Annotated in this window: 18 protein-coding genes and 1 tRNA gene; 9 read left to right on the forward strand and 10 right to left on the reverse strand. The window is 31.7% G+C overall.

Going from position 1 to position 20,307, the window contains the following annotated elements; translation table 11 throughout:
• Window position 1 precedes the first annotated feature (1 nt).
• Together IC221_RS14170 and yihA are read right to left on the reverse strand one after the other, a co-directional pair.
• Window positions 2-75 (reverse strand) — tRNA-Asn (locus IC221_RS14170).
• A gap of 155 nt (window positions 76-230) precedes the next feature.
• Window positions 231-833 (reverse strand): ribosome biogenesis GTP-binding protein YihA/YsxC, encoded by a 603-nt coding sequence (gene yihA, locus IC221_RS14175; protein ID WP_188169595.1) that lies wholly within the window; start codon window positions 831-833, stop codon window positions 231-233.
• Between the two features lie 210 nt (window positions 834-1,043).
• Between yihA and IC221_RS14180 the strand changes: the two genes are divergently transcribed.
• Both IC221_RS14180 and IC221_RS14185 read left to right on the forward strand, forming a co-directional pair.
• Window positions 1,044-2,408, forward strand: coding sequence for a saccharopine dehydrogenase family protein (locus tag IC221_RS14180; RefSeq protein WP_188169596.1), 1,365 nt, complete (start codon window positions 1,044-1,046; stop codon window positions 2,406-2,408).
• A 147-nt stretch (window positions 2,409-2,555) separates the two neighbouring features.
• Window positions 2,556-3,194: a MarC family protein gene (locus IC221_RS14185; RefSeq protein WP_188169597.1), complete on the forward strand. Its 639-nt coding sequence runs from the start codon at window positions 2,556-2,558 to the stop codon at window positions 3,192-3,194.
• A gap of 51 nt (window positions 3,195-3,245) precedes the next feature.
• On the opposite strand, the gene IC221_RS14190 is transcribed toward IC221_RS14185, so the two are convergent.
• The 5 genes from IC221_RS14190 to IC221_RS14210 all read right to left on the reverse strand — a co-directional run bounded on the left by IC221_RS14190 (window position 3,246) and on the right by IC221_RS14210 (window position 9,913).
• On the reverse strand, window positions 3,246-5,603 hold the full coding sequence (locus IC221_RS14190) for an outer membrane beta-barrel protein (RefSeq protein ID WP_188169598.1): 2,358 nt from the start codon (window positions 5,601-5,603) through the stop codon (window positions 3,246-3,248).
• A gap of 74 nt (window positions 5,604-5,677) precedes the next feature.
• Entirely contained in the window at window positions 5,678-7,906 is a 2,229-nt protein-coding gene (locus IC221_RS14195; protein ID WP_188169599.1) for a peptidase domain-containing ABC transporter, read from the reverse strand.
• A gap of 141 nt (window positions 7,907-8,047) precedes the next feature.
• On the reverse strand, window positions 8,048-8,248 hold the full coding sequence (locus tag IC221_RS14200; RefSeq protein WP_188169600.1) for a hypothetical protein: 201 nt from the start codon (window positions 8,246-8,248) through the stop codon (window positions 8,048-8,050).
• A 103-nt stretch (window positions 8,249-8,351) separates the two neighbouring features.
• On the reverse strand, window positions 8,352-9,683 hold the full coding sequence (locus IC221_RS14205; RefSeq protein WP_188169601.1) for a radical SAM protein: 1,332 nt from the start codon (window positions 9,681-9,683) through the stop codon (window positions 8,352-8,354).
• Between the two features lie 26 nt (window positions 9,684-9,709).
• Entirely contained in the window at window positions 9,710-9,913 is a 204-nt protein-coding gene (locus tag IC221_RS14210) for a hypothetical protein (RefSeq protein WP_188169602.1), read from the reverse strand.
• A 72-nt stretch (window positions 9,914-9,985) separates the two neighbouring features.
• Here IC221_RS14210 and IC221_RS14215 point away from each other — a divergent pair, with 72 nt between their 5' ends.
• The 3 genes from IC221_RS14215 to IC221_RS14225 all read left to right on the forward strand — a co-directional run bounded on the left by IC221_RS14215 (window position 9,986) and on the right by IC221_RS14225 (window position 13,701).
• Entirely contained in the window at window positions 9,986-12,505 is a 2,520-nt protein-coding gene (locus IC221_RS14215; RefSeq protein WP_188169603.1) for a CHAT domain-containing protein, read from the forward strand.
• A gap of 4 nt (window positions 12,506-12,509) precedes the next feature.
• On the forward strand, window positions 12,510-13,136 hold the full coding sequence (locus IC221_RS14220) for an RNA polymerase sigma factor (RefSeq protein ID WP_223241384.1): 627 nt from the start codon (window positions 12,510-12,512) through the stop codon (window positions 13,134-13,136).
• Window positions 13,137-13,209: 73 nt separating this feature from the next.
• A complete protein-coding gene (locus IC221_RS14225; RefSeq protein WP_188169605.1) occupies window positions 13,210-13,701 on the forward strand; it encodes a hypothetical protein in 492 nt (163 codons plus the stop codon).
• 66 nt (window positions 13,702-13,767) lie between these two features.
• Here IC221_RS14225 and IC221_RS14230 read toward each other — a convergent pair whose 3' ends face one another.
• Window positions 13,768-14,421 (reverse strand): DUF1349 domain-containing protein, encoded by a 654-nt coding sequence (locus tag IC221_RS14230; RefSeq protein ID WP_188169606.1) that lies wholly within the window; start codon window positions 14,419-14,421, stop codon window positions 13,768-13,770.
• A 147-nt stretch (window positions 14,422-14,568) separates the two neighbouring features.
• Window positions 14,569-15,165: a hypothetical protein gene (locus IC221_RS14235; RefSeq protein ID WP_188169607.1), complete on the reverse strand. Its 597-nt coding sequence runs from the start codon at window positions 15,163-15,165 to the stop codon at window positions 14,569-14,571.
• A 236-nt stretch (window positions 15,166-15,401) separates the two neighbouring features.
• Here IC221_RS14235 and IC221_RS14240 point away from each other — a divergent pair, with 236 nt between their 5' ends.
• Together IC221_RS14240 and IC221_RS14245 are read left to right on the forward strand one after the other, a co-directional pair.
• A complete protein-coding gene (locus IC221_RS14240) occupies window positions 15,402-15,773 on the forward strand; it encodes a hypothetical protein (protein WP_188169608.1) in 372 nt (123 codons plus the stop codon).
• A 434-nt stretch (window positions 15,774-16,207) separates the two neighbouring features.
• Window positions 16,208-18,055 (forward strand): PAS domain-containing sensor histidine kinase, encoded by a 1,848-nt coding sequence (locus IC221_RS14245; protein ID WP_188169609.1) that lies wholly within the window; start codon window positions 16,208-16,210, stop codon window positions 18,053-18,055.
• A 131-nt stretch (window positions 18,056-18,186) separates the two neighbouring features.
• On the opposite strand, the gene IC221_RS14250 is transcribed toward IC221_RS14245, so the two are convergent.
• Window positions 18,187-18,969, reverse strand: a complete 783-nt coding sequence (locus IC221_RS14250; RefSeq protein WP_188169610.1) for an outer membrane beta-barrel protein — start codon at window positions 18,967-18,969, stop codon at window positions 18,187-18,189.
• A 376-nt stretch (window positions 18,970-19,345) separates the two neighbouring features.
• On the opposite strand from IC221_RS14250, the gene rpsL reads away from it, so the two are divergent.
• Entirely contained in the window at window positions 19,346-19,720 is a 375-nt protein-coding gene (gene rpsL, locus IC221_RS14255) for a 30S ribosomal protein S12 (RefSeq protein ID WP_044202330.1), read from the forward strand.
• Window positions 19,721-19,821: 101 nt separating this feature from the next.
• Window positions 19,822-20,304 (forward strand): 30S ribosomal protein S7, encoded by a 483-nt coding sequence (rpsG, locus tag IC221_RS14260; protein ID WP_062618625.1) that lies wholly within the window; start codon window positions 19,822-19,824, stop codon window positions 20,302-20,304.
• Window positions 20,305-20,307 lie beyond the last annotated feature (3 nt).

The raw sequence follows: 20,307 nt of genomic DNA on the forward strand, positions 1-20,307 counted from the left end.
GCTCTCCTTCTTGGACTCGAACCAAGGACCCTCTGATTAACAGTCAGATGCTCTAACCAACTGAGCTAAAGGAGAAATTATTTCAAATTCTGCTTTATTTGTGGAACGTTTTTCCTTTAAAGCGAGGCAAAAGTAGTAGCATTTTTTGAATTTGCAAAATCATTAAATAAAAAAAATGCTAATTAATTTAAATTACACTGATTTTCAGCCTTAAAAAGATCAATCCTTTTTTAAGATTCCCAATATTCATTGATTTCACCAATATAACTTCTCAAATCATTGACTCCAGTTTTGTCTTCTGAAGAGGTAATAAACATAGGAGGAAACTCTTCCCACTGCTTTTTTAACTCTCTTTTATAAGTGGCCACTGCTTTGCTAATTTTTCCTTGACCCAATTTATCAGCTTTTGTAAAAATAATAGCAAACGGCAATTCCTTCTCTCCCATCCAAGCCATAAAATCCAAATCGTTTTTCAACGGCTCGTGACGAATATCTACCAAAACAAAAGTACACATCAAGTTTTCTCTTGAAGCAAGGTACTTCTTCACCATACGCATAAACTTCTCTCTCTCCGTTTTACTCACTTGTGCGTATCCATACCCTGGAAGGTCACATAAATACCATTCATTATTAATAATAAAATGATTGATCAATTGTGTCTTACCTGGTGTAGATGATGTTTTTGCTAATTTCGTTTTTCCAGTAAATGCATTAATTAATGAAGATTTACCCACATTGGATCTTCCAATAAATGCATATTCAGGAATTTTAGGTTCAGGACATTTTTCAACATCCGTATTACTTGTCACAAATTCAGCTTCTTTGATTTTCATGCTTCTTTTACTTTGTTTTGAAATGCAAAGGTAAGAGTAATGATTTAAGAATTAATAATTCTTATTTGTTCATTATTAATTCTTTAGAATTAAATAAAATGTATTTATTACACTAATTTAAATTTTCCTTTCAACCAAAACTTAAATCCTCTATTTTTACCCTACCATATAAACACTATCAGTGTACTTCGATACACCAAATAAACACTTATGAAAACAATTATCATTTTAGGTGCAGGACGTTCTGCATCCTCATTAATCCATTATTTATGTGGCCACGCAGCTGCCAATGAGTGGCAGGTAAAGGTAGGAGACTACCAAAAAGAGCTAGCAGACGACAAGATCAAAGGTTTCGAAAAAGTAGCTTCTGCTTTTCAATTTGATATCAACAACGAAGAACACCGTGAAACCTATATTTCACAAGCCGATATAGTCGTATCTCTACTCCCTGCTCGTTTCCATATAGAAGCAGCAAAAGTTGCTGTAAAACATGGAGTACCTTTAACTACTGCTTCTTATATCACAGAAGAGATGCAAGCTTTAAGCGATGAAGCCAAAAAGAAAGGTATTATTCTCTTAAATGAAATAGGGTTAGATCCTGGAATCGATCACATGTCTGCCATGAAAATGATTGAGGAGGTAAAAGATAAAGGTCATTCTATCGAAGGATTTGAATCTTTTACAGGAGGTCTTGTTGCTCCTGAGTCTGATAATAACCCTTGGAATTACAAATTCACTTGGAACCCACGTAATGTAGTTTTAGCAGGTCAAGGTGGTGCTGTACGTTTTCTTCATAATGGAAAACATAAATACATTCCTTATAATAAGGTATTCCGTAGAACTGAGCGAATTGAGATTGAAGGCTATGGAAAATTTGAAGGTTACGCCAATAGAGACTCTTTAAAGTATGTTGAAAAATACGGCTTGGAGGGTGTTCCCACCGTTTATAGAGGCACTTTAAGGAGACCGGGGTTCTGTAGAGCATGGAACTGCTTTGTCACATTGGGTGTCACCGATGATAGCTATGAAATGGAAAATACTCAGGATATGACTTATCGTGAGTTCATCAATTCCTTTTTAAGATATAATCCCAATGATTCTGTTGAATTAAAATTGATGCAATACCTAAAGCTTTCCCAAGACGATCTTGAAATGGAAAAATTGGAATGGCTGGATATTTTTAGTGATAAAAAAGTTGGACTTCCTAAGGCTACACCTGCTCAGATTCTTCAGAAAATATTAGAAGAGAAATGGCAGCTTGATCCAGAAGATAAAGACATGATTGTAATGTATCATAAGTTATTTTATAAGAAAGGAAATGAAAATATCTTAAGAACATCACATATGGTTGTAAAAGGAAAAGACCAAACGTACACTGCCATGTCAGATACGGTGGGTATTCCTTTGGCCATTGCCACCAAACTGATCTTACAAGGCAAAATCACCAAAACAGGAACTTGCATCCCTATTCATAAAAACATCTATGAACCAGTGTTAGAAGAACTGGAAAGTATGGGGATTACTTTTACAGAACAAGAAGTGGTCATGAGTCCTCAGGAGATGGCTAGTTTGTAACTTCTAAATCAATATCAACCCAATCATAAAGACTTAATCGTAAACTTTCGGTTAGGTCTTTATTTTTTAAGGAAAGTAAGTTATGTTTCTTCCTTCATTCTCCTTTACTTTGCACCCAACACACATACAACTCCATAGAATACAAAAATGAACGAAGTTTTTACTTATGCCCTTTTGGCATTTACGTCTTTCTTTACGTTGATTAACCCCGTGGGGATTATGCCGGTCTTTATGACCATGACCAATCAACTTTCAAAAGAAGAAAGAAAAAATACGGCATTAAGAGCCTCATTTATTGCATTTTGCTTCCTACTTTTTTTCGCATTGACGGGGCAATCACTTTTCCGCTTTTTTGGAATTTCAATTGACAGCTTAAGAGTTGTTGGAGGTATGATTTTCTTCTTAGTAGGTTTTGACATGCTTCAAGCACGTTTGGGAAGTGTGAAGGTTACTAAAGATGAAATTCATGAATACGCTAGAGACGTTGCAATTACCCCTTTAGCCATTCCAATTATTTGTGGCCCTGGATCCATTGCCAACTCCATTATTTTAATGGACAATGCCGGAGACGACCCCATGAAAATTGGAGGACTAATATTGGCAATTTTCGCCGTATTACTAATTACTTGTTTGAGTTTACTTTCTGCCAGCTCTATCATGAAAGTGATTGGTGACACTGGCAATAAATTGATGCTTCGATTAATGGGCTTGATCGTAATGGTCATGGCCGTAGAATTCTTCTTTGCAGGAATTGGTCCATTGATTGAGCGTTTTATTATGAAATAGATGAAAAAAGTCCTTCACCAAGATTTTTTTTGATGAAGGACTTTTCAATAATTAATTAATTCTTCTTAATGCTTCTTGATTACCCATACTTTTACTTCGGTCAGATATTTTATTATTACCAAATTTATATTTTACCGAAAACCTAAAGTATCTATTATCATAATATCCTGATGCCACCTGCTTGTTTCCATTATTGATGGAAGTAAAATAACGTAGGTTGGAATTAAAAATATCGTTGATAGAAGCAGTTAGTTGTAGTTTTTTATCCATGAGATACTTCTTAACACCAAAGTTTATATAATACCCTGAAGTTGAAGTAATCAAACCATTATGTATAGGGAGTGCTCCGCCTATAGTAACGTCAGCCATAAAAGTCTTTTCTTCATTAATATTGAAAGTATTGATGATAGAATACCACCCATTAGTTCCATTGAACACTTCAGATCCTATATCCTTAAACAACATCGTTTTGCTATAATTTATACCTGCGTTTAGAACCATTTGAAGCCGTTGATATTCTAATTGATAATTGACATTTAGGCTAGTCGTATAATTATTGGAAATATTATCTCTGGTTACAATTTGCTCCTCTGTTTCTGCATCTAGAATATTGATGACATTATACTGATCTTGAGCGTATACAAAATCAATATTGGCTGTTAGTTTATTTCTAAAAGAATAGGTTAAATTATATGAGTCATAATAAACAGGTCGTAAAAATGGGTTACCTTCTGAATAAAAATTAGGGTTTATATACCACCTAAAAGGTTTCAATTCCCAAAAACTAGGTCTTCCGATTCTTTTGTTATAACTCAAACTCATAAAGTTTTCTTTATTAATAGCATAGGATAAGTAGAGCACCGGAAAAAGTTTTAGGTAATCATTATGTATTGTTTCAGTCGCTTTACTTTCTGTTAATGTGTTTTCTAACCTAAAGCCTAACTTAAAATTAACCTTCTCAGTCAATGACTTTGTCGCATCGATATATAAAGCTTGGATATGTTCTGAATAACTATACCTTTGGTCTTGCTCAATATCCAATCTTCTATTTGTTCTTATCTGTTCATCAAAAAAAGTATTCGCTATACTAAAACTCGCTTTAGCACCGTAAGAAATTTTAGCCCATGAAGTAGGATGAACCATATCAACCTTCACATGATAATTGTCAATTTGTTGATCTCCATAACTATTCGTTTCATTCGTCGATAAAGTATCATCATCAGAACCTATAGTATAGCTACCCAAGTATCTATTTTGATATTGATCGTAGTTTAAATAATCGAGATCTACTGATAATTGCTTTTGCGGATCTTTAAATTTGTGTACATAAGAAAAATTGAATGAATGATTCTGACGTACCTCTTCATTATTTCCATTTGAATACATCATATATTTTTCCTGAGGATAGAAAATCTCTCCAACATCTTGCCCGTTTATATCTGGAGTTCTATAACTTCCCAAATACTGTATTTGAACACTATTTCTATCTGAAATTTCATACCCTAATTGCACTCTACCAGAATATGCATTCCGGTCCATTGCAGTAGTAGCTTCATAAGCTCTCTCACTATCAGGAAAATAAATATCAGATGTTTCAATCATTCCTAATAACCCTGCAACTTTTGAAAAGTTAACACTAGCATTAAATTTATTTTTTGAGTAATTAAATGAGTTTGAAAACACTTGTCTACTGTGAATACCTTGTAAATAATACAGTCCTACACTATTACTCCAAGCATTACGTCTTCCTTCTTTATAAATAATATTGATCAACCCTCCTGCTCCACCTGCTTCATACTTAGAAGGAGGTGTTGTAATCACTTCAATACTTTTGATATCATCAGCATTAATAGTTTCTAGAAACTGAATTAACTCCTCTCCCGATAAATTGATAGGTTTTCCATTAATCAAAGCGTTTACCTGACCTTTACCAAAAATCTCAATACTATTAGGCGAAACATTTAAACGTGGCGCTTGCCTTAATGCCTCTACTAAATTACCAGTGCTTGCAGACACTGAATTTTCAACATTAAAAACCAAACGATCTATTTTACTTTCAATAATTGGCTTATTCGCTGAAATTGTGACACCTTCTAATTCTTGGTCTTTCATTTTTAGTAACAAGGCACCCAAATGAATATTTTCTTCTTCTAACGTCAACTGGTCTACATAACTTTCGTAACCAATAAAACTAACATGCAGTAAATACACTCCTCTTGCTAACAATAATTCAAAACTTCCAGTGTTGTCTGTTATTGTTCCATTTACAATACTACTGTCTTGATCATAGATCGTAATATTGACAAATTCCATTTTTCCACCATCCTGGTTATTAACCTCACCAGTAACTGTGATTTGGGAATAGCTTATTAGAGGAAGTAAGGTGAATAAAATTAGATATTTATACATATTTGATTGTAATTTTTAAGTCAAAAAATAAAAAGAGATTTTTCCTTAGAGAATAATTTAATTTTGAAAACAAACTACATCCCTAACTCTAACTGATTTTTAATTAATTCGTAATACTCTGATTTATTAGCTACTAAGGTTGAGTGGTTTCCTTGTTCAATGATTTCTCCTTTTTTTAATACAATGATATTATCTGAGTTTTTAACAGTAGAGAGTCGATGAGCAATAATTACTACTGTCTTTCCTTTAAAAAAGCTTTGCAAATTATCATGTATTTTCTTCTCGTTTTCAGCATCTAAAGCAGAAGTTGCTTCATCTAGGATAATAAATTCAGGATCTTTATAAACTGCTCTTGCTATTAGTAAGCGTTGTTGTTGACCACCCGATAACTGCATACCTGATTCTCCTATCTTTGTATGGTATCCCATTGGCAAAGTCATAATAAAATCATGAATACATGCAATCTGTGTAGACTTCAAGAGAGATTTATCATCAATATTGCTATCAGAGAGTGAAATATTATCTAAAATAGTTCCACTAAATATTTTCCCCCCTTGTAATACAGTACCACACTTTTTTCTCCATTCATTGGGTACAATTTCTAATAAATCCTTGTCATTCAAGATTACATTCCCTTCAGAAGGAGGATAATAAGAAAGTAATAATTTCAATAAAGTGGTTTTTCCACTTCCACTTGCCCCTACTATTGCAGTAATTGAATTCTCTGGAAAACATAAATTTATATCTTTCAATACATAGGGATTAAATTTACCTGGGTATTTAAATGACACTTTTTGAAAGATGACATTTTGTATTTTTTTATCCCCAATACATAATTTTGTATTTTCGGATTCATCAACTTTATTATAAATTTCGCTCACTTTTTCATTGGCAATAGTAGCATCTTGAGCATCTAAAATAAAATAGGTGATATTCTTTAAAGGCGTATTAAGTTGTCCAATAACATAAGAAATACTTAGTAATGTACCGATAGTTAGCTCATCATTAATAATTAAAACAGCACAAATACCTATTGCGATTAGTTCCTTGAGTTTTGTGATAAAATCAGCTCCAATATTTTGATACAGGTTTAGGTATAAGGATTTTAGGGAAATATCATTTATTTTTTGTTGGATTGAGAGTAGTTTTGAAATAAGCTTAGATTCAGCATTATTGATTTTAATCTCAGACATATTCATGATAAATTCATAAATACTATTATTGTTTTCAGATTCTCTAAGAAACTTAGCGTACTGTAAAGTCTTCCTCTTATTAAGAAAAAATACTACCCAAATTATTGATAAAGCCGACAATAAAGCATAGACAGCAAAAACTTCAATATTAAAGTATAACAAGATAACTCCAAAGACAATTACATTTAAAACACTAAAAGTTAAGTCTATACCTTTCCAAGTCAAAAATGTCTGTATTTTTTCCTGATCAGTTAATCTTTGCAATAATTCCGCATTAATTCTCGTATCGTAATACGAAATAGGTAATTTGATGAGTTTATGCAAAAGAAAATTTTTCATTTTTACGCTCAATGAAAAATTCAACTTTGTTAGTAAAATATTACTAAGTAAATCAAAGATATGATACGATATAAATAGTATTAATTGAACAAAAAGTAAAAGGTAAACTATATGAATATCTTTCTGTAAAATACCTTCATCTATTGTTTTCTGAAAAAGAAAAGGGATTGAAAAATTAGATAATAGCCCCAAGAAAATAAAAGTTAAAGCAAAAATGTACTTTACCTTTTTTGACTTTATAAAATCTAAAGAGGTCTGAAGGTATAAATTCTTGCTTAACCTATTTTTTTTTTTTGATGATGGATGAAAATCTTTAAAATTATCTAATGCCTCAAGGTAAATCAACGCTCCTTTTACATCATTCCCTAACCAACCATTTTTTAAGTCATCTTCAGTAATTTTTATTTGACCGTGGCCAGGATCTGCTATATGAAATACTTTTTTACTATTTTTTATTGATACTTTCTCAAGTACAACAAAATGAGATTGGTTCCAATATAATATGACAGGTAAAGGTATTTCATCTAATTCTTGTACACTTAATTTTAATGCATGTCCCTCTAATCCTACTTTTTTTGTAACATCTAATAAATCCTGTATCGAAACTCCCTGTCTTGTAAATTCAAAAAAACTTTTTATTTCATCCAGATCATAACTCTTACCCATATGTCTTAATACCATAGTAAGACATGCTGCTGCACAATCACTGCTTTCTAATTGATGTTGAAAATAGTATTCTTGTTTTCTTAAATAAGAGATAATTGGTTTCATCTAATATTACTTTAAATTATATATAATCCGTTTCCTTCAATTCTATCGGACTACTACTGGAGTTATGAACCTGTACAATAATTCGTTTTAAAAAAACATGGAGAAGTGATTAAACCTTCCATCACTTCTCCAAGATTTCTGTTACTGTGCTGGCAGTTCTTTATCACTTGAACCACAACCTGCTACAGTATTAGTAACATTACAGGTACCTCCATGACAATTGTTACCTCCTAAAGAAGATTTAGTTGTAGTTGTTAATGCCATTGAAAAACCTCCTTTCATTGTATTATTTGAATCTGATAAAGTTTCAAATTTCTTAATGTTGAACTTAGTTTTAGTCATTTTTAAAAAGATTGAATTTAAAAAACGAATACCTTTTAAAGCCATAAATTCTTTATTGGGCTACTTTTGCAAAAATATTTTCTCTTATGGTTGAAATTCATTTCTAGTTTTCAACCATCGGTGTATTATTGATTAAAATTTCACGTATTTTTTCTTCAACAACTTTATTTTTTTCTTGCTCATCTCCATGATAGACACAATACTCTTTTTCCATACTCAAAAATTCTAGAGCATGTTGAGAACAACCTCCATTACAAATAGGAATTAATCGACAACTTAGACATGGCTTATTTTTAAACTTTGAAGCCATCCTCCTCTCTAAAAAATCGTTTTCCCATATTAAATCCCCATGTCCATTTAAAAAGCCTTCTCGATTCTCCTTTTTATAATCTTTGGCTGTACACTTATATATATCGCCATTATAATTAATTACAACACTATTTCTTTTATCAGCATAACATGAATCTAATACATTGTTTGGAGCATAAGAGGTATGAGCCATAAATCCTTTTTCTACTATTTTATCTTTCTCCTCCTTTGCTATTTCAGCAATTCCATCCATTGCATCATCTTGCCAAACTCTATGATAATCAAAGGTTAATTGATTCATAAATGAGTATTCTGAAATATCTTCAAAATCAGTAGCAACCATTGAAATATTAGAGATATTATCTTTAGTATAGTTTAATCTAGCTTTGACTTTGAAATTTTCATATTTCAATAGTGACTTTATATTCTGAACTATTGTGAAATAACTACCCTTTTCTTTCGACACATAACGAACATTATCATGATCATCTCTAAACCCATCAAAACTGATTTGCAAATGACACATGATATTTCTAGACACAAAATAATTTATAAAATTGTCATCAACTAAATAACCATTCGTTGTAAAGGTTATAATGAACTCTTTATCATATTTCTTGCATTCTAATAATAAGTGATCTATAATCGGTACGACATCTCTTTTAAAATAAAGTAGTGGTTCTCCTCCAAAAAGAGCTAATGTAAAGGTCTTTAGTTTTTCATGCTGTATTTTTTTTGTCATGAATAATTTAATGGAGTTCATCATAGAAGTCTGTAACTTAGAATTCTTCACATGAGTTTCGTAACAATACCAACATTTAAAGTTACAATTCATTGTAGGGTTAATCGTAAGAACAAATATTTCGTCGTTTTCATCAACCTCTTTTACCCTTTGTTCTACTTTATTTAGTTCATCAATAGATTCCTCAATCAGAAAATTATTCCCCCTCAAATGATAATAAAAGTCTGGATGATATTCTTCTAGGTTATCAATACCTTCATGAATCGCAGCTTCCAAAAGATCTTTTAAATCTCTTTCAATAAATATGACTTTATTTTCATAGGCGTTATATATAGCATACTGATCCTCGTAAGGAACAACACTATTGAATTGACTGTATTTCATTATTATACTTTGAAAAGGATTAGTTATCAATTAGCTTTTTTCTGATCATCTTCCTCTAACCCTGTATCATTTGAAGTATTTAGAGGTTCTACTATTGGTACATACAACGAATCGTAAAGGTTTTGATCTACATTTATTTGAATTGGCTTAATTGTTTCATCTTTTTGAGAATCACAACCTATAATAAATGTCAACAAACAAAGAATAATGAATGGAAAAAAGTTTTTCATATTTTAGTTTTAGTTAATTTTCAATCATTAGTACTTAAGCAACAAAAAATGTAATCAGCCAATTATCAAAAAATGTCATTTTTTTTATTCATAACCATCATATTATCTATTAACCCACTAAATGACAAAGAGTTAAAAGAAAAAGGAATTCAAGAATTTTCACAAAGAAAGTTTGAAAAATCGATTCTAACTTTTAAACAATTAGAGCAAAGAGCTATTGACCCTAGCTATAGGTCATACGCTCAATTTGCATTAGGTCATATTTACGGGAAAGAACTATTGGATTTTAGGACAGGTATTTTACATCTAAAAAAAGCTCTACCTTATATTCATGATACTGAAACCAAACAAGAATATCATCACCTAAAAATCTATAATTTATTAGGGGACTTTTATTATTCAATAGGTAAAATTGATTCCGCAGAGTTTTATCTAAAAGAAGGTCTTCATTTATATTTTAATAACAAAAAGGAATTAAAATTCCCTAGAATGGTACTAACAAATTTAGATAATATCTTTTACAGAAAACATGAGTATGAGATGTCTAAGAGTATATTATCTTTCCATTCGTACCATGATTCTACCTCACAGTTCAGTAATTACATTTATCTAAATAATTCACTTTCAAACTATGCTATCCAAGGAGATAGTATTGGGTTACGAAAAATTGTAAATCAAATTGAAAACTTAAACATTCAACATTCACATAAACACCTTTTTCACATTGGGAAATACTACTCCAATAAAAATAGGTATGATAAAGCAATTAACTATTACCTCTCATTTTTAGAGAAATATAGAAATTATCTAAAAAATGATAAAGACTATTTTTACAGTCAAGATGAGCTATTATTGACTCACTTTTTCTTAGGAAGAACGTATTTAGAACTTTCTGATTGTTACAAACAGAAGAAAGAACCAAAGCAACAAATTAAATACTTAGAGTTAGCATTAAGTGAATATTGTAATGGTCATTTAATTCAAGACCCTGGAATGAAAACTTTGGGAATTCAAATCTATAATGAGTTGGAAAAATTCCATCAAAAGCAAATTCAAACAGATCAATTCCCTTATCTTGATAATGCAAAGGAAATCATTGAACAACAAATCGTAATACAAAAAGACACCAATGAGATCATTCGTTATGAGCTAATTTTTCAAAATCACTTAAGGGCTAATTTTTCTAAAAAAATAAAAGTCAAAGAAGAATATTACTGGAAAGCCTACCTGCAATTTAAAAAGTTTATAAATCATCAACACAAGGATGAAGATCAATTATTCCATTTCAAAGATTTAGTCCAGGTCCAAGAAGAATGGGTTGAATTCTTCAGCAATCGATATCTTCTTACAAAAAAGGTTCATTACTTAATTCAAACATTAGAAATCATTGAAAACTCTAAAGCGAATATCCTTAAAAAAAGAGATTCTAAGAGAAGCAATCCCAATTTTAGAGACTATTTGAACAGTGATTATTTGGTTACTACACCACATCAAAATAATGAAACTGAATTTCTATTATCAGAAAAGCTATTAAAGAACTATTTTAAAAATAATTATACGGACAAGGCTTTTATATCATATTTCAATACTGATGATATAATTTATATCGTTAGTTACCACGATGAAAAGTTCTACCTTGAAAAAAACATAAAGTCCGAAAGTTGGAAAAACAGTTATAGTACAATCAAAAACAGACTTGATAATAATGATTATTTTATTGATCATTTATTTCATCTTCACCTTAATGAAATAAGTGATTTATTATTGCCTCAGTGGACAAAAACTCCTGAAACAAAACGAATAGTAGTTTCTAACTCTAAAACTATCTCATCTATTCCTTTAGAAATTCTGAAAACAAACCATCAGTACTTAATAGAAAACTTTGCTGTTTCATATACTTATTCATTGCATCATGAATATAAAAGATCACTTGAATGCAAAAATCATAAATTTGACATCATAAATACTTTGGCAGTAGCCCCTTATGCTCATTCAAACCTTATCTTTTCTGAAAAAGAAGTCAAATGGATCAATGCAGACTATTTACTTGACGACGAAGCTACTTTTACAAACTTGACAACTAGCTTAAAAGAAAACCAATATAATGTGCTTCATTTTGCAACTCATTCAACATTTGATAAAAATCCATTAAACTCCTTCATTTCACTATTTCCTAACCCAAAAGATACTTCAAAGTTATATTTCAATGACATCAACAATATAGAACTCATCAACCTTGACCTAGTTGTATTAAGCTCCTGCAAAAGTGCAAACGGTATTTATCTCGAAGGCGAAGGAAACATGAGTTTACAAAGAGCATTTATTCAAGCAAGTGTCCCTTCTGTAATCGCAGGGGTCTGGAATGTAAATGATCAATTTTCCTCCCAAATGATGGCTGAATTCTACAAAAACCTCAAAAAAGGATGGGAAAAGGACATTGCATTACAAAATGCAAAAATTCATATCATGGAGAAAAACTGTTATGTAAAAAATAACCCTTTGATATGGGGGAGCTTAGTTCTTCATGGTAATATAGATAATATAGTAACTCCTACAATAGAAACTAAACTAATTAAATTTTTAATGTATTAGCCATATGAAATCCCCTTTTATAAAATCTAAATTCTCTTCAGAAAAGATAATCAACAATATAAAAAATAGAGAAGATTATGAAAAAACCATTGAATATTTATACTCTAAGTACAATGATAGTATTATGAAATACATCACCCATAGAGGTGGAACGAAAGAAGATGCAGAAGATATATTTCAAGATGCTATTACTAAAGTTATTTGGAGTATTGATAATAACACGTTTTTAGGTAAAGCACATATCTCTACTTATTTATTCTCAATATCAAAAAATATGTGGTTAAAAACACTCGAGAAAAGAGGTAAAAACACCCCTATGAATCTTGATATTTTAACTGTAGACAATGAATTTTTGGGTGAGATTCCTTTTAGTGATGATGATCTCAACACTATTAGAACTTTTGAGAACTTACTTTCAAAGATTGGGGAAAAATGTACTCAATTATTGAAAGCCGTCTACTTTAAAAAACTATCCTATAAAAAGATTTTAGAACAGAATAAAGAAACTTACTCTTCAGAACAAGCTATCAGAAATAAGACAAGTAGATGCATTAGATATCTCAAAGAAGGAATGAATGGAAAAGTGAAGAATAAAGAAAATCTAAAAAAAATAATTACAAAGTGTTTATAAAAACACTTTAACTCTGATTACATTTTTGCCCTAGAAAGTACTAATTAACAAAACATTAAAGACACATTGTGTAATGGACAATCAAATCATAGAAAAACGAATTGACTTAGGTTTTAGAAAAAAAGAAGTAAAAAGTATACTCAACAATTTGCATAAAAAACAAAAAAATCAAAAGTATATACAACTTTCCTCTATTGCCTCAATACTCATCATATTTTCTTTTTGTACTTTGTATACAATCCAATTAACAAATACAAAAATTGTAGATGAGATGGATATCTCATTTGCAACAAGAAGATTGAATCATGAAAAAGTGAATCGGTTAGAATATATATCAATTTCTATTCAAAAGAGTAATTATGCACAAGCTAAAATTTTGCTTCAAGATCTAGAGTCATCTGATTATAAGGATTGGTTTCAACTCGAGATTGCTATTGGGGTGAATGACTTATTGGAAGCACAAAATATTATTACAAAAATTGAAAGTCATCCCAATCATTTATTCAAAGAAAATATTACTATAAAATTGAAACTTGATATTTTCTTATTGTCTCTCAAAGAGTAGTTATTATCCAAACCTTCATACAACAACTCCTTCTCTCATATTTTTGAAAGAAGGAGTTTTTTACTGTTACTCTTTATTTCTCTCCAACCACTCCAATCTTCTCTCATCTGCAAGATGTTTGATCTTAAAGTCATCGAAAGTTGCTTCAAAACCGTCACCATCGGGGCTGGCCGCCATCATCCCTACCATGACTGGCTTATGATCTGGAAGGTAGGCTAGATTACTCAAAGTGTATTTCTCCCCATCTAAAGAGTAGAATATTTCTACTGCATCTTGTCTTCTAACTGCTTTAATCCAAATTGATTTTGGCTTCCCTTCTAATGCAACATAATTCCATGAACTATGTTCGTTAGTGACTACAGCACTGAAGTTATAATCGCCATCTACATACTCGATTCCTGTTTTAATCCAATGTTTTTCATCAATTCGAAGCATTAAACCCATCTGATCAAAACGTGTTTTGTATGCTCCAGTGATTTTTACTGAGACCTCAAACTCGCCACCTCTTAATTCATACATAAAAGGGCCGTCATCAACCGTAAAACCGTAATGAGTTTTTCTCCAATAATCGGTTTGTGGAGTCACATCCATTTTTAGGGTATTTCCGTTAACACTCCACTTTTCAGGAGCATTAAACCACTGCATTTTATTTAAATCCTGTCCCATAGTGAGTTGAATTGTACCTAAAAGAAGGCTTAGGCTTAGTAATAACTTTTTCATTTTAATGGCGTTAATAATTTCTTTCAATTTAGTAAAGAAACGATTTGTATAAATGCAGTTTAAAAACATTAGGACAAAAAAACAGGTGTACATTGTTGCACACCTATTAATTCTTTATAAATCCATATTCTCACGATATGAAATCTTTTAGTTTACCAAAGATTGTAATTCTTGGCTTCTCTCATTTAATTCTTCTTCAGACAATAACTGCCCTTTGAAACGAGGGGCAATCTGGATTTGTGTATGCCATCCACTTCCTACTTTATCAGCATGAATACCATAAGTATAAATTGTAATCTGATTCATGTTATCCACAGTTTCGTCAAGATCCTTCTCAAATAACCACTGCTCATCAGATGCTTTATTTTCCTTCCAACCTTCCGTGGCAGCAATTGTATTCTCAAGGTTTTTCAAATTACTTATCACATCATCAGAATATTGACCTCTAAGTATAATTTCTACTTTTTCTAACTTTCCTTCATCATAAATAGGTCGCATGAAAGCATCTTGGTCAAAAAACTTTACAGCATAGTCACCGTTTGTTTCAGGCTTTCCATTTAGTTCGTTGACAATGTAATTTTCAACTGCTTCATCCTCCATTGACAAATAGAGTCCCTTGAAAATTTTCACATGGCTTTCTGTTTTTACATCAGCCGTTTTCTTTTCACCATCTTCTGGGCTATTCGACGCATAGGAGAATAGAGCCACTAGGGCCAACAAGATTGATAATAGCTGTTTTTTCATTTTCTTATTTTTAAAATTAGGTAAACAATCATTTTGTACATTGTTATATACCTTACGGGAAAATGACATATTCTCCTCTAAATTAAAGTTGATAAATAATATATTTTGAGTAATTTTAAGACACATTAAAGAACAAAATTTAATGACCGGCTTTTTATTCGTGTGTGACTTCTATGCTGACCATTAAAACAATGGCAATGAGCATAGTATATTTTAAAACATAATTTTTTACTGAAATGAAAAAGTATTTATTTATTCTTGTAGCACTACTTGTAACAGTATCATCTTTTGCACAAAATGGTAAACCCAACAAAAAACAACAGAGAGCAAAACAGTTTTCAGAAGCAGTTGCTGAAAAGTTCGTGCTAGATGAAGCCAAAACAAAAGAGGTGTATGAGTTAAAACTAACTCAAATGAATACATCAGGTAAAGTCTCGAAAAAGAAGAAAAACGGTGAAATCACTGTTGAAGAAGCAAAAGCTCAAATGAAAAAAATCAATAAAGAAACAGTGAACGCAATGATGAAGGTTTGCGGAGAAACGGATAAAAAAGCTTTCTCTGCTGAATTAAAGGCGATTAATCAATCACTGAAAAAAGGAGCTCACTAAATAGCATTAGCTTCTGATAAAAACACCTCCTCTACTTTTTATAGTATAGGAGGTGTTTTTTTATGGGCAATGAAATCATTTACAAATACAATTCAAAGTATCAAGTATTTACGAAAGATAAAGTAGTACTTTTAAAACTATTCATTGAATGTATTTCCTCTTTATTTTTAATTGTTCTTGAAACTAATTATTTTGAATATAAAACTAAGGCAAAATATTTTCTATGATTTGTGTTTTTAAAATTAGTTCACCCAAGGCACTATCTAAATTTATTTAGCGTTATACCAAAAAGAAACTGAAGGATTAAAGATAAACTATTTCTGATTGGATACTCATAACTTTAATAATGGACAACACTATTAATTATTAGTATACTCATGTCATTTACAAGGTTTGCTTAATCGAGAGATGTTAACCTATAAACTATTTCAATTGTGGATTCTCAACTTGCTATTCTCAAAAACCTCTCTGAAGCATTAATCATGGTCAATCAAGAAGGTGTAATCGAATTTGCAAACGATGCTATTACTGGAACATTAGGCTATAAACCAGAAAACCTAATCGGAAGACCAATGTCTATATTAATGCCTGAAAGTACTATTCCTGGGCATAAACAGAAGTTCGACTCCTTTTTCCATAAACCAAAAACAAGGAAAATGGGAAATACAGACCCAATCCGTATAAAACATCAAAATGGGAGTATCATCAATGTGGAAATTTCTTTAAGCAGCGTTAAAATTGACGGTGAAAGAAAAGCCATTGCTTTAATTGTTGACTTTAGTCGATTCTTCAAATACAAAAATCCTTTACGAGAAAAGCTTGACCTCTATTATTCTTTGATTGAACACAATACAGATCATCTATTTCAAATTGATCGAGAATTTAAAATTAATTATATCAATCATGTTTCTCCAGGTTTATCAAGAGACAAAGTAATGGGAGCCTATCTTTTGGATTTACTCCCAAATGATTACACCAAAGACATGGTCAAAAACATACTCAATTCTGTCTTTGAGACAGGTATTACACAATCCTATGAGATTGATTTCCCTTCACCGCTTGGAGCTTTACATTATGCCACAACTGTTACTCCAGTCATTAAAAATGGAGAGATCTTTCGTTTAAACTTAATTACTAGAAATGTAACGAACGATTACAACATCAAGAAACAGTTACTCGAAAGGAAAAAATTTATTGAAAAGGTAGACAGAAACTCCTTAAATGGCATCTATATCTATAATTTCGAAACCTCAACCACTGAATATGTCAATGCAAAATATAGCGAGATCTTTGGCTATACAAAGGAAGATATCAACAAAATGACTAAAGACGACTTCATTTCTTTGTTTCACACCAACGATAGGGAGAATATTATACAGCATCTGAAAAATGTCAGACATTCTAAAGAAGGACAGTTTTTCACAATTGAATACCGAATAAAATCTAAGAAAGGCGATTGGGTGTGGTGTGTTTCTCGTGATAGTGGATTTGAATATGATGAAAATGGAAAACCCACCTCCTTCATAGGTGCTTTTATTGATATTACAGAAACTAAAGAAATTGAAATCGAGCTTCTACAAAAGAATAAAGAAATTGAAAACTTTGTTTACCATGCTTGTCATGATATCAGGTCTCCTATCAATAGCATTTCACAATTGATTGATTTATCTCTTGAAGACAGTAAAAACAAAGAAGAACTGGAGTTGATTGACAAATCGATTAAAAGGCTAAAGAACCTTGTAATGTCATTATTGGACTTTGGCAATGAGAGCGTATTCAAAAAAGCAGAACTTGTTTCTCTTGATGACATGATTGACAATGTTATGGATGACCTGAAAATTGATATTGACGCATCTTCAAGCCAAATAATCAGAGAGGAAGTACTCCCCGAAATCAACTGTTACAAACTAGGTATCTATCAAGTATTTCTCAACCTGATTTCCAATGCGATCAAGTTTAGAAATGGAGCTACATCCCCTGTCATTACTATCAAAGCCATTTCTCAAGTTCAACACTGGAAATTTACAGTAACTGATAATGGCATTGGTATTCGTGAAGATAAAAAAGACGCCATATTTGATGCTTTTACTCGTTTGCACTCTGAATATGATGGAAGCGGATTAGGATTAGCAAACTGTAAAAAAGTGATTGACAGACATGGTGGAGATATTTGGGTAGAAAGTAACAAAGAAGAGGGAAGCACATTTATATTCACTATTTCCAAAGACCTTGATCATTCTCAAAAAAATCTTGAAATATCAAGTTCACTGAACGATGAATAGATAAATACTCAGAATAGTAGGGCTTAAGGATGATAAGTTCAAAAAATAAGGTTTGCTCATTTTAATGTGAGCAAACCTTATTTTTTACCGTTTATTTGAAACCTAGCCTCTTATAATATTTTTTTCACGGCCTAACTTTCAGGGAAAGTATGTTTCTTTTCATACTCCGAATAATAAAACTTAGTATTTCTGAATAAGCTGAAGTTCAATGAAACATAAAACACATTTCCTGTCATTTGGTTGTAACTCATTCTTCTTCCTGGCTCATTTGGATCTACAGTTCCATACATTCCACCTTTGTCTTTATCCCAAGATGAACTAAAGTAATTATTAAGATAGTATTTCATTTTCAGGTTTGTACCGTAAGGAAACTGAATACCTAACATTAAACTATGCTGCACATCTACACGGTCTGAAAACCACACCGAAAACTTATCAACCTTTCTCTCAGAAACAAACGTTTTTTCTTTGTATTGGATAGGAAGCTCGAACTCGTATCCACCATATACAAACATTCCATGAAGGTTACCTACTTTGAAACCAACAGGAATACCTAAATTATAAGTACGCACTTTTTTACGAACTGGCCCCGCAAGTTCAGGGTCTCTATATTCAGTGGGCACATCAAAAATCATCCCCACGTTTCTAATTCCTAAACCAGTATAAAGTCCAAAATGAGGACTAAAATCAAAGTTTACTAAAGATTGCCAGTTAAAAACAGGAGCAAAACGAACAACCCCATTATTTAACTCTTGACCATCTATTTTAAGTCCTGTATTACCAGATAAAATAACTTCTAAACCACCTGTAACATATATATCTGTCTTTCTATTTTTTTCATCTTGAGCAAAAATGCTAATGGTGGTAAGCAAGAAGACAGAAGACAGTAGTAAGATTTTACGTAAATCGAGCATAAAAATTCTAAGTAAATATTGTTGACACTAATAGCATGTTGTAAGCATACTCAAAAAATGTGTAAAACTATCCTTTGCACATTGTAGAGTAAAGTTAGGATAAATAATAGTATTACATACAATAAGTGACAACAAAAAAAATGAAAGGTTGCAGATCTATTCTTATTGGTTCATTTTTCTATTAAAACTCTACAAAAGAGATGTTTAGCTTTTATTAACAGCATTATTAATCAATGATAACACTCTCATAACAAATTGTTTATAATAAGATGTGGATTTCACGTAAATAATTGATACCTTTGCCCACTGTAAAATTTTTGCATTCGAGAATTAATAGTATCGAACGTTAGACGCATTTAAATTAAAATTTAAGTAAATGCCTACTATTCAACAACTTGTTAGAAAAGGAAGAAAGAAGATTGTTTTAAAATCTAAATCTCCTGCATTAGATTCATGCCCTCAACGTAGAGGAGTATGTACAAGAGTTTATACTACTACGCCTAAGAAGCCTAACTCGGCGATGCGTAAAGTAGCAAGGGTTCGTTTGACTAACGGTAAGGAAGTCAATGCTTATATCCCAGGTGAAGGACACAACTTGCAAGAGCACTCAATCGTTTTGATTCGTGGTGGTCGTATTAAAGATCTTCCTGGTGTGAGATATCACATCGTTCGTGGAGCACTTGATACTGCAGGTGTTGAAGGACGTGGTCAACGTCGTTCTAAGTACGGTACTAAGAAACCTAAGAAGTAATAGATACCTACTTACTTAAAAAATTAATTAAAGTCCAAGTCCTGAAGTCAAGACAATTTTGTCAGTAAGGGCATCTCTTAAATTATTTATTCTTTAGAGAAATGAGAAAGGCAAAACCTAAAAAGCGCTACGTATTACCAGATCCTAAATTTGGTGATACTATGGTAACAAAATTCGTTAACAACTTAATGGTTGACGGAAAGAAAAGTATTGCATACAGCATTTTCTACAACGCGTTAGAAATCGTTGAGCAAAAACTTTCAAAAGAAGGCGAAACTGTTGACGCATTAGACGTATGGAAGAAAGGTCTTTCTAACGTAATGCCTGCAGTGGAAGTTAAAGCTCGCCGTGTAGGTGGTGCTACTTTCCAAGTGCCAGTAGAAGTACGTCCAGATCGTAAGCAATCTTTAGGCATGAAGTGGATGATCACTATGTCAAGAAAGCGTAACGAGCGTACTATGAAAGAACGTTTAGCTGCCGAAATCATTGCTGCATCTCGTGGAGAGGGCGCTGCAGTGAAGAAAAAAGATGATACTCATCGTATGGCAGAAGCAAATAAAGCATTTTCACACTTTAGATTCTAATAA

The sequence above is a fragment of the Flammeovirga sp. EKP202 genome, from assembly GCF_014534745.1.
Classification (GTDB): domain Bacteria; phylum Bacteroidota; class Bacteroidia; order Cytophagales; family Flammeovirgaceae; genus Flammeovirga.